The sequence below is a fragment of the Sphingomonas sp. Leaf30 genome (assembly GCF_001422525.1).
In the GTDB taxonomy this organism is placed as follows: domain Bacteria; phylum Pseudomonadota; class Alphaproteobacteria; order Sphingomonadales; family Sphingomonadaceae; genus Sphingomonas; species Sphingomonas aerolata.
The window spans coordinates 1-10,291 of record NZ_LMKZ01000021.1 but is presented as its reverse complement, the minus strand read 5'-3'; the positions used below and the strand labels follow the sequence as shown (position 1 = coordinate 10,291).

At 64.7% G+C, this 10,291-nt stretch carries 9 protein-coding genes and 1 pseudogene; 4 read left to right on the top strand and 6 right to left on the bottom strand.

The window, feature by feature from the left end; genetic code table 11:
• From ASE89_RS18785 to ASE89_RS18775, 3 genes are all read left to right on the top strand, one after another.
• On the top strand, positions 1-1,741 hold a 1,741-nt coding region (locus ASE89_RS18785), incomplete at its 5' end, for a molybdopterin-dependent oxidoreductase (RefSeq protein WP_236701875.1).
• Positions 1,731-2,549 (top strand): uroporphyrinogen-III C-methyltransferase, encoded by an 819-nt coding sequence (gene cobA, locus ASE89_RS18780; protein WP_056681048.1) that lies wholly within the window; start codon positions 1,731-1,733, stop codon positions 2,547-2,549. The genes ASE89_RS18785 and cobA, both read left to right, overlap by 11 nt.
• A 296-nt stretch (positions 2,550-2,845) precedes the next feature.
• A complete protein-coding gene (locus tag ASE89_RS18775; protein ID WP_197979531.1) occupies positions 2,846-3,463 on the top strand; it encodes a tyrosine-type recombinase/integrase in 618 nt (205 codons plus the stop codon).
• 166 nt (positions 3,464-3,629) lie between these two features.
• Here the strand turns inward: ASE89_RS18775 and ASE89_RS18770 are convergent, their stop codons facing one another.
• The 5 genes from ASE89_RS18770 to paoA form a co-directional block, all read right to left on the bottom strand.
• Positions 3,630-4,385 (bottom strand): SDR family NAD(P)-dependent oxidoreductase, encoded by a 756-nt coding sequence (locus ASE89_RS18770; RefSeq protein ID WP_056681043.1) that lies wholly within the window; start codon positions 4,383-4,385, stop codon positions 3,630-3,632.
• Between the two features lie 37 nt (positions 4,386-4,422).
• Positions 4,423-4,833, bottom strand: a complete 411-nt coding sequence (locus ASE89_RS18765; protein ID WP_197976038.1) for a (R)-mandelonitrile lyase — start codon at positions 4,831-4,833, stop codon at positions 4,423-4,425.
• 80 nt (positions 4,834-4,913) lie between these two features.
• Positions 4,914-7,124, bottom strand: coding sequence for an aldehyde oxidoreductase molybdenum-binding subunit PaoC (gene paoC, locus ASE89_RS18760; RefSeq protein WP_056681039.1), 2,211 nt, complete (start codon positions 7,122-7,124; stop codon positions 4,914-4,916).
• On the bottom strand, positions 7,121-8,071 hold the full coding sequence (locus ASE89_RS18755; protein ID WP_056681037.1) for an FAD binding domain-containing protein: 951 nt from the start codon (positions 8,069-8,071) through the stop codon (positions 7,121-7,123). The genes paoC and ASE89_RS18755 overlap by 4 nt, the downstream gene beginning before the upstream one ends.
• The gene (gene paoA / locus ASE89_RS18750) at positions 8,068-8,664 is read right to left on the bottom strand and encodes an aldehyde dehydrogenase iron-sulfur subunit PaoA (protein ID WP_236701874.1); all 597 of its coding nucleotides are present in this window, start codon (positions 8,662-8,664) and stop codon (positions 8,068-8,070) included. Before paoA ends, ASE89_RS18755 begins: the two co-directional genes overlap by 4 nt.
• Between paoA and ASE89_RS18745 the strand changes: the two genes are divergently transcribed.
• The gene (locus ASE89_RS18745; protein ID WP_236701873.1) at positions 8,645-9,724 is read left to right on the top strand and encodes a LysR family transcriptional regulator; all 1,080 of its coding nucleotides are present in this window, start codon (positions 8,645-8,647) and stop codon (positions 9,722-9,724) included. The genes paoA and ASE89_RS18745 overlap by 20 nt on opposite strands.
• A 372-nt stretch (positions 9,725-10,096) precedes the next feature.
• On the opposite strand, the pseudogene ASE89_RS20920 reads toward ASE89_RS18745, so the two are convergent.
• Positions 10,097-10,291 (bottom strand): annotated as a pseudogene (locus ASE89_RS20920) (NAD-dependent dehydratase); the annotation flags it as partial.

Sequence of the window (10,291 nt, the reverse complement as noted above, 5' to 3'; positions counted from 1 at the left end):
GTTCAGCCAGGGCGTGAACCAGTCGCTGTCGGGCACCGATCAGGTCAACGCGATCACCAACCTGCACCTCGCCACCGGCCGCATCGGCAAGCCGGGTGCGGCCCCCTTCTCGATCACCGGCCAGCCCAATGCGATGGGCGGGCGCGAGGTAGGCGGGCTCGCGTCGAGCCTCGCCGCGCACATGGATTTCGCGCCCGCGAACGTCGCCCGTGCCGCGCGGTTCTGGGCCGCGCCCAACATGGCGACCAAGCCGGGGCTGAAGGCCGTCGACCTGTTCCGCGAACTCGGCAACGGCCGGATCAAGGCGCTGTGGGTGATGGCGACCAACCCCGCGGTGTCGATGCCAGACGCGGGCCGTGTGCGCGAGGCGCTGGCCGCCTGCTCGTTCGTCGTCGTATCGGACGTGATCGAGACGACCGACACCTCGGTCCACGCACACGTCCGCCTGCCCGCCGCGGCATGGGGCGAGAAGGACGGCACCGTCACCAATTCCGATCGCACGATCAGCCGCCAGCGTGCGTTCATGGCCGCGCCCGGCGACGCGAAACCGGATTGGTGGATCATCGCTGAAGTTGGGCGGCGAATGGGGTGGAAGACCGCGTTCTCCTATGACCGGCCGGCCGAGATCTGGCGCGAGCATTGCCGGCTATCGGCGTATGAGAACGACGGCACGCGGCTGTTCGCGCTTCCCGGTCATGCCGCCAAGGGCAATGCGGAATACGATGCGATGACGCCGTTCCGTTGGGGCGGCGCACCCTTCGCGGACGGCCGGTTCTCGACTCCCGATGGCCGTGCCCGCCTAGTGCCAGTGGGGCAAAAGCCGGTTGCCGCGCAGCTCGCCCGATGGCCGATGACGCTCAACACCGGGCGCTACCGCGACCAGTGGCACACGATGACCCGCACCGGCCTGTCGCCCAAGCTCGCGCGCCACCGCGAGGAACCGCTGGTCGAGATTCACCCCGACGACGCGGTGCGACTGGGGATCGTCGATGGCGGTTTAGCGCGCGTAACGACGCCACAGGGCGACAGCGTCTTCCGCGCAAGCGTCGTCGCGACGCAGCGGATCGGCGAGTTGTTCGTGCCGATCCACTGGACCGACCGTACCGCGACCGGCGGCCGTGCCGGGCTGCTTCCCCGCCCACTCGCCGACCCTGTCTCGGGTCAGCCGGGCTTCAAGTCGACCCCGGTCCGGATCGAGGCCGTGGCTACCGAATGGCGCGGCTTCGTCGTCGTGCGCGGCGAACTGGCCAGCCGCCCGGACTGCCTTTGGGCGACGCGGGTCGCGGTACCGGGTGGAACGGCTTGGGACATGGCTGGCAACGGCGACGCCGCCGCACTCGACGCGCTGCTGCCCAAGGGCCAGCGAATCGAGGCCGTCGATGCCGCGCGAGGATCGCGTCGGGTCGCGATATTGGAGGGCAGCAGGCTGACGGCAGTGCTGTTCGTCACCCGCGACGGCACGCTGCCGCCGCGAGACTGGCTCGTCGCGCAACTGAGCGAGGCGGTCGTCGCGCCCACCCTGCTCGCGGGGCGCGCGCCGGGCGTGCAGGTCGACCGTGGCCCGATCGTCTGCGCATGCTTCGACGTCGGGCTGAAGATCATCCTCGCCGCGATCGCCGACCAACATCTCGCCGACGTACCTGCGATCGGGGCTGCGCTGAAGGCCGGCACCAATTGTGGTTCGTGCCGCCCTGCCCTCGCCAAACTCCTCGTCACGCAAGGATCAGCCCATGTCGCATGATTTCCCACCCGGTTCGGTCTGGCTGGTCGGTGCCGGGCCCGGCGATCCCGACCTTCTGACGCGAAAAGCAGAGCGACTGCTCGCCGACGCCGACATAGTCTTCTTCGACGCGCTGGTCGGCCCCGGAATCCTGGCGCTCATATCCCCCGGCACCGAGCAGGTCGGCGTCGGCAAGCGGTCGGGCCGCCATTCGAAGGACCAGGCATCGATCAACGCCCTGCTCGCCACCGCCGCGAAAGCCGGCAAGAGAGTCGTCCGCCTGAAGGGCGGCGATCCCTCGATCTTCGGCCGCTCGACCGAGGAAATGGAGCATCTCGCGGCCAACGGCATAGCGGTGAAGATATGCCCCGGCATCACCGCCGCTAGCGCCGCCGCAGCATCGGGCGGCGCCTCGCTGACGCTCCGTAGCCTCGCCCGCAAACTCACCTTCGTCACCGCGCACGCCCGCGCCGGCGAAGTGCTCGACCTCGACTGGACCGCCCTCGCCGCACCCGATGCCACGCTCGCCATCTACATGGGCCGCGCCGCTGCCGGCGAGATCGCGCGCAACCTGATCGCAGCCGGTCGGGCGCCCGACACAGCGGTGCTGGTCGCGGTCAACGTGTCTCTCCCAAGTGAACGCATCATCCGGGGCCGATTGTCCGCGCTCGCCTTCCTGGTCGATACGATAAGCGACAGCGATCCATCACTGCTGCTGATCGGCGAAGCCGTCGCCGCGGCCCGCGACGAACGTACAGGGTATTCCGGCTTGCTATCGACGGTGGTAGCTCGTGCGGATCAAATCTTGCCCGAGGGCAGTTTGCACTGAGAACTGACGATCTCTCTTGGCGACTGGCACTTCCGGAATTGGGAATCTACCACGAGCCGGCGTAGTACTGCGCTTTTTGCTCGGCAGGCGGTTGGGGTACGTGCTCCCGGCGGGTTGGGTAGCAAATGACCCACTTCCGGCTGCACAGAGACCGCCAGGCGCCGCCCGAAACCGACAGCTCGTTCAGCATCATCGACGGCTGATCAACCACATTTCTAAACCGGCGGTTTACTGCGCATGCGTATACTGGATTGGCCTATCTGGGCCGATGGAGATGATCGATGGGTCACTCGTCAATGGACCCCGCCTTTCACGAACTTCGGCCTTGGAACGAAGGCCGGCTGATTGGTGCGAAGCGGGCGCTGAAACAGCAACAGGTCTGGGCCATTCGCTTCTGGCTCGACCAGCAGAGGAGACTGCGCGACCGAGCGCTGTTCGACTTCGCCATCGACAGCAAGCTCCGCGGCTGTGACGTGGTCAGGGTGCGGATTGGCGATGTAGTTTCCGGCGGGCGCGTCCGTGACCGCGCCGTCGTGGTTCAGCAGAAAACCAAACGACCGGTTCAGTTCGAGATAATGGACACGGCGCGAAAGACGATGCGAGCATGGTTGGAGCGGCGTGGGGGGACACTGAACGACTTCGTTTTCCCGAGCCGCAACGACGACATGGACCACATGAGCACGCGGCAATATGCCCGCCTCGTGCGCGAGTGGGTGGTCGGCATCGGCCTACCGGCGCAGGATTATGGGACGCACTCGCTACGGCGCACGAAAGCGTCGATCATCTACAAGGCGACTGGCAACCTCCGCGCCGTTCAGATCCTTCTCGGCCATGCCAAGATCGACAGCACGGTGCGCTACTTGGGCGTTGACGTGGAGGACGCTTTGGAATTGGCCGAACGCACCGAGGTCTGAGCGGACCCAGAAGCGGACACTCGCGGCCCTATCTACGCTCTCCAGTTTCAGCCGTTCGTTCATTTTCGGTTCGCGACGCCGCTCCATTCAATCGCAAATGCCGCAATGCGGGGATTGATAGCGGCTGTCGCCCGCCCACCGTCTTCAGACAAGCTTTACTCGGTCGTTAAAGCGACCAGCCGCCATCCACGGAAATTGCGGCACCGGTGACGAACCCGCCAAGATCTGCGCTCATCCACAGCACGGCGTCGGCGATCTCCTCGGGCTTTCCCAGACGACCGACCGGCTCGAGGTCGATGGCTTTCTGAATATCACCGTTGGTGAAGCGATCCATCATCGGCGTTTCGATGTTGCCCGGCAGGATCGCATTCACGCGGATATTCTGCTTCGCATAGTCGAGCGCGGCCGATTTCGTCAGGCCGATGATCGCATGCTTGGAGGCGGCATAGGACGCACCGCCCGCCACGCCCCGGACACCAGCGCCCGATGACGTGTTGACGATCACGCCGCTACCCTGACGCACCATCTGCGCAAGCTCGTGCTTCATGGAGACGAACGTGCCACGCAGGTTGATGTCGAGAATCCGGTCCCATTCGGCGAGGTCGATCTCCGCGACCGGCGCCGCCTTGTTCTCGACTCCGGCATTGTTGAAGGCGATGTCGAGCCTGCCGAAGGTCTCGATCACCCGCCCGATCGCCGCCTCGACCTGGTCCGGCTTCGACACGTCGCAGGCAAGGACCAGGACCTGTGCGCCGGCGTTCCTGACGGCGTCCGCGGTTTCGGACAGGGCATTTTCGGTCAGATCGAGGATCGCGACCTGCGCGCCCTCGGTTGCGAAGGCGACGGCGGTCGCGCGGCCGATGCCGCTGGCGGCGCCGGTGACGAAGGCGACCTTGCCGGAAAAGCGATGGGGATTGGTCATGGAAGATACTCGCGTTTGATGGGGGGATTGCGACCGTTCACTCGGTTCCGAGCGGCGCGAGATACTCGGCGTCCGTCACCTTGTTCATCCAGGTCACGGCCGAGCCGTCGACCGACTCCTGGATGGCGACATGCGTCATGCCCTGATGCGCCGTCGCGCCGTGCCAGTGCTTCCGGTCTGCCGGGCACCACAGGATGTCGCCCGCGGTAAACTCCAGCTTCGGGCCATCCGCGATCTGCGTCCAGCCTATGCCCTCGGTCACGATCAGCGTCTGGCCGGCGGGGTGCGTGTGCCAGGCACTCCGGGCGCCGGGCTCGAAATGGACGATCGCGCCAGAGACGCGCGACGGGTCGTCGCGCTGGAATCGCCCGGAGATCGTAACCTTGCCGGTAAAATTCGCCTCCGGCCCGTCGACGGTCTTCATCTCGGATTTGCGGGCGATGGTCATGTCGGAAGGTCCTCTTTGGGATTGAGCGAAGCTGATGGGCAGCAGCAAGGCGACGATCGTGCCGAATTTCAGCAGGCGCATCACGTCAGCACCGGCAACGCGTCGAGGTGCTTCTCGAGCGTGATCGGATACTCGCGCACGCGGACGCCTGTTGCGTTGTAGATCGCATTGGCGACCGCTGGCGCGACCCCGGTCAGACCCAGCTCGCCCACGCCCTTGGCCTTTACCGGCGAGATCGTTGGATCGACCTCGTCGATGAAAAAGGCGTCGAGATGCGGGATATCGGCATGCACGGGCACCTCGTAGCCAGCGAGATCGTGGTTCACGAAGAAACCGAAGCGCTTGTCGATCGCCATGTCCTCCATCAACGCCGCACCGACGCCCATCACCATCCCGCCGATCACCTGACTGCGGGCGGTCTTGGCGTTGAGGATTCGCCCTGCCGCGCACACCGCGAGCAAACGCCGTACCCGTACCTCGCCGGTATAAGCGTCGACCGCGACCTCAGCGAAATGCGCCCCGAAGGTCTGCTGCTGGAACTGATCGGCGAGCTTGGCGAACTCCATCAGATCCTCGACCACAATATCGCCGTCCTTGGCCGCGTCAGCGAGCTTTACCGACCGGTTACCGCTGCGGACTTGCCCATCGGCAAAGTCGACGTTGGCGGTGTTGAAGCCGAGCCGCTGCGCGACCGTCTCGCGCAGCTTCATGCACGCCGCATAGACACCTGCCGTCACAGAAGGCGCGCCCTGCTGCCCACCCGACCCTGGCGTTTCAGGGAAGGTGGAGTCTCCGAGTTTGACGACAATCCGATCGGGCGCGACGCCCATCATCTCGGCCGCGGTCTGCTGGACGACCGTATAGCTTCCGGTGCCGATGTCCGTCATGTCGGTCTCGATCGTGACCACGCCGTGCCGATCGAGCCGGGCCCGTGCGCCTGCCTTGGCGATCTTGCCGCCACGGATCGCGCCCGCCATGCCCATGCCGATCAGCCATCGTCCCTCGCGGACCGTGCCGGGCTTGCTCTGGCGCCTGTCCCAGCCGAAGCGCTCCGCGCCCTCGCGCAGGCAGCGGACAAAAGCTCGGGTCGAGAAAGGCTTGTTCGGATTCTCCGGATCGACCTGCGTATCGTTCACGACGCGAAGCTCGATCGGATCCATCTTCAGCTCTTCCGCCAACTCGTCCATCGCGACCTCGAGCGCCATCAGCCCAGGCGCTTCGCCCGGCGCACGCATCGCATTGCCTTCGGCGAGATCAAGCGTCGCCAGCCGCATCCGCGTCAGCCGGTTCGCGCCCGCATACAGCGTCCGCGTCGAAGTGACGGTCGGCTCGGTCCGCCCACCGACGAGGTTGCCCGACAGGCTGTCGTGACCGATCGCCGTCAGCCGCCCGTCACGGCCCGCCCCCAGCTGCACTCGCTGGATCGTCTTGGGCCGATGGATCGTCGTGTTGAACATGATCGGACGTTGCAGCGCGATTTTTACCGGGCGCTTGACCACGCGCGCGGCGATCGCCGCTAGCGCGAGATCGATCTGGACGGTTCCCTTACCGCCGAAGCCGCCACCAATGTAGGGCGAGATCAAGTGAACGTTCTGCTTGGGGATACCGAGGATCAACCCGAGGTCACGCGTTCCCCAGTTCATCTGCTGGATCGACGTCCAGCACGTCACACGGTCGCCGTCCCATTTGGCTATCGAGGCATGCGGCTCCATCATCGCGTGCGCCTGATCGGGCACGGTGTAGGTCTCGTCGACCTTAACCGGCGCCGCGGCGAACGCTTTGGCGAAGTCGCCGATCTGCTTCTCGTTGGGACCGCCATACTCGCCCTCCGGCGGGACCGGTGCGCTGCCGTTCTGCGCTGCCAGATCAAACTGTCCAGCCGTCCGTTGATAGTCGACACGGACCAGCGCGGCGGCAGCCCGAGCCTGTTCGAAGCTCTCGGCGACGACGACGGCGACCGGTTGATGGTAATGGTCGACTTCGGGCGCGGCGAGCATCTTCTGGACGTAGAACTTGCCGACCCCGGGTTTACCGGCATTCAGATAGGTGACGACCCCGACTACCCCGGGCGCGCGTTCAGCATCGCGCTTGTCGATTGTCATGATCCTGCCCTTGGCAATCGCGGCGCCGAGGATGTAGCCATAGGCAAAGCCGGGTGCGACATCCTGCCATTCAAAGGCATAGGTCGCCGTACCGGTTGTCTTCAGATGCCCCTCGTAGCGATCGAGTGGCTTGCCGAGCACCTTCATCCGATCGGTCGGATTGGCGCCTGCGGGTTTGTCGAAGATCATGGCTTCACCTCTGCAAGGACTGCCGCGAGCGTGCGCGTAGCGAGCGGAATCTTGAACGCGTTGTCAGTGGTCGGCCGCGCATCGGCGAACACCGCCTTGGCCATCTCGACCGCGCCCCGCGACATCGCTGCCTCCGCTGCCTCCACCCGCCATGGACGATGGGCGACACCGCCGAACGCAGCGCGCCCGCTGCCGTCACGCTGGACAATGGCGGCGACCGACACGAGCGCAAACGCGTAGGACGCCCGGTCGCGGACCTTACGGTAGACGTGCGTACCGCCGACCGGACGCGGCAACGTTACCGCGGTGATCAGTTCGCCATGATCGAGCACATTGTCGCGCTCGGGTGCGTTTCCCGGCAGGGTATGGAAGCTCGCGATCGGGATGGATCGTGTCTTCCCGTCCGCATGCACGGTCTCGACGGTGGCATCGAGCACGCGCATAGCAACCGCCATGTCGCCTGGATAAGTAGCGATACACGCCTCGCTCGATCCGATTACGGCCAACTGGCGCGAATAACCACCGATCGCGGCACAGCCCGACCCGGGCTTGCGCTTGTTGCATGGTTGGTTGGTGTCGTAGAAATACGGGCACCGCGTCCGCTGAAGCAAATTTCCGGCGGTCGTCGCCTTGTTCCGCAACTGACCTGACGCGCCAGCGACGATCGCGCGGCTGAGGACTCCATAGTCGCGTCGCACCCGCTCGTCGCTCGCCAACGCCGTGTTGCTGACGAACGCACCAACCCGCAGCCCACCGTTGTCTGTCGGTTCGATCCGGTCGAGCTTCAGGTCCTGCACGTCGACCAGATGGTTGGGCGTCTCGATTTCGAGCTTCATCAGGTCGAGCAGGTTTGTTCCGCCCGCCAGGAACCGCGCACCGGGCGTGCTCGCAACCATTTTAGCCGCCTCGGCAGGCGTCGTGGCGCGCTCGTAAGTGAAGCTTCTCACGTGCGCACTCCTGCAATTTCGGCCATTGCGTCGGCAATGTTGGAATAGGCGCCGCAGCGACAGATGTTGCCACTCATCCGTTCGCGCAGCTCGACGCCGGTCGGCTGCGGCGTTGCCATCAGATCGGCCTGGGCATGGCTTGGAATGCCACGCTTGATTTCCTCCAGGACAGAGACCGCAGAGCAGATCTGCCCCGGCGTGCAGTAGCCGCATTGGTACCCGTCATGCTTCACGAAGGCAGCCTGCATCGGATGCAGACGCTCCGGGGTGCCAAGGCCCTCGATCGTGGTCACGGCATCGCCTTCATGCTGGACGGCAAGACTGAGGCAGGCGTTGATCCGCTCCCCATTGACGATGACCGTGCAGGCACCGCACTGCCCGTGATCGCAACCCTTCTTCGTGCCCGTCAGGTGCAGATGTTCGCGCAGGGCATCGAGCAGGGTCGTACGCGGATCGAGCGTCAGTCGGCGAGGCTTGCCGTTCACCGTCATGGCGACCTTGTACGTCGGCACGGCTTTCATAGGCGGCGCGGCCGCGGCCGTTTCGCTTACGATAGAGGATACTGCAGCCGTCGTGGCGCTGCTCATCAGCATCTCCCTTCGTGACAATTGGAAAGTCTCACTGGCCATCGGCGATCCTCCACGGGCGCGCCAACGGGCGCCGCTCAGGAACATTAAACGCTTTCAAGCGTGGCAAGTTACCCATGCGCTACTTGATGCAACGATGAATCGAGTTCAGCATTGGCGTATGCTTGTTACCCGTACCAACCTGACAGACCTTGCCTATTTTTTGGCGATCGCGCGTCACCGAAATTTCCGCCTGGCCGGTTTGGAGCTTGGCGTATCAGCCTCCGCGGCCAGCCACGCCCTCAAAGGATTCGAAGAGCGCGCGGGCGTCCGACTGATCAACCGGACGAACCGCTCCGTGACCCTGACGTCGGCCGGTAAGGCACTGGAGCAGTCGGTCTCCGGGTCGTTCGCCGACATTGGTGCTGCACTTGAGGGTCTTGATCAGCTTCGCACCACGCCTGGTGGGAAGATCCGCATCAACGCCGTCGTCGATGCAGTAACGCTAGTCCTTGGCCCCGTGCTTGCCGAGCTGTCTCGCCGCCACCCCGATATCGAGGTCGACCTCGTCTCCAGCAACCGTATCGTCGACGTCGTCAGTGAGGGGTTCGACGCAGGCGTGCGCTATGGCGGCACCGTTCCTGAAGACATGATCGCGCAGCGTCTTTCAGCCGACCTCAGATGGGTCGTCGCGGCATCCCCGCGCTATCTGGACGAACATGGCACGCCAACCCATCCGGATGAGTTGAAGCACCACCGCTGCCTCGGGGTTCGGCTCGGCGACGACAGCATCTACCGCTGGGAGTTCGAGGGGCCGAACGGTGACTTCGCTGTGCCCATCAAAAGCGCGATGACCGCCGACGACAGCCGATCGACCCTGGCAATGGCGCTGAACGGTGCAGGTCTGACGTTCGGGCTTGAGCCACTGTTTGCCAAGCATGTCGCCAACGGCGACTTGTGCCTGCTGCTAACGGAATGGGCGACAACGGGGCCTGGCTTTTACCTATACTATTCCGGGCGACGGCAGCTACCCACAGGGTTGCGGGCTCTGCTGGCCATAGCGGGTGAGCTAAAGCCGCTCGGCTGACGCATAGTTAAAGGGACCAGCCGTCATTCACCGAGAATCGTCGTTTTGAGGCCAGATGTGCGGAAAACCCGGTCTCAATCTCCACTGTGCGACAAACAGGTGTTTTGCGTCACCTGGCCGGCCCGCCGTCGCTCACATGCGTCAAACATCGGACCCAGTGATGACCCGGCCTGCTTATAGATCAGGCTTTCGCTGAGGCCCGCCGCGGATGCCCCGCTGACCCACAAGCGGTCGTTCAGTGCCCGAACGCGACATCCCAGAATCGGCCGTTCGTTCACGTAACCGGCCGAGGCCATGGTGTGATCCTCAGGCTATAGTCACGCCGCTGCACGTCAGCGGAATCTACTCACATCAGCGTGCGACGGCGATCTGTTATCCGATCATGGGCTCGGAATGATCCATCGCGGCGAGATCGGTGAGTAGATCGGGACCTGTAGGCTCCCATCCCAGCCGCTCCTGCGTCAAGACGCTGGACGCGGTCATGTCGAGAGCGGCGAAGGGAGCCATCCAGCCGAAGAAGCGCTCGATGTCTTCGGTTGCGATCGAACGTACCGGCAATCCGGTTCC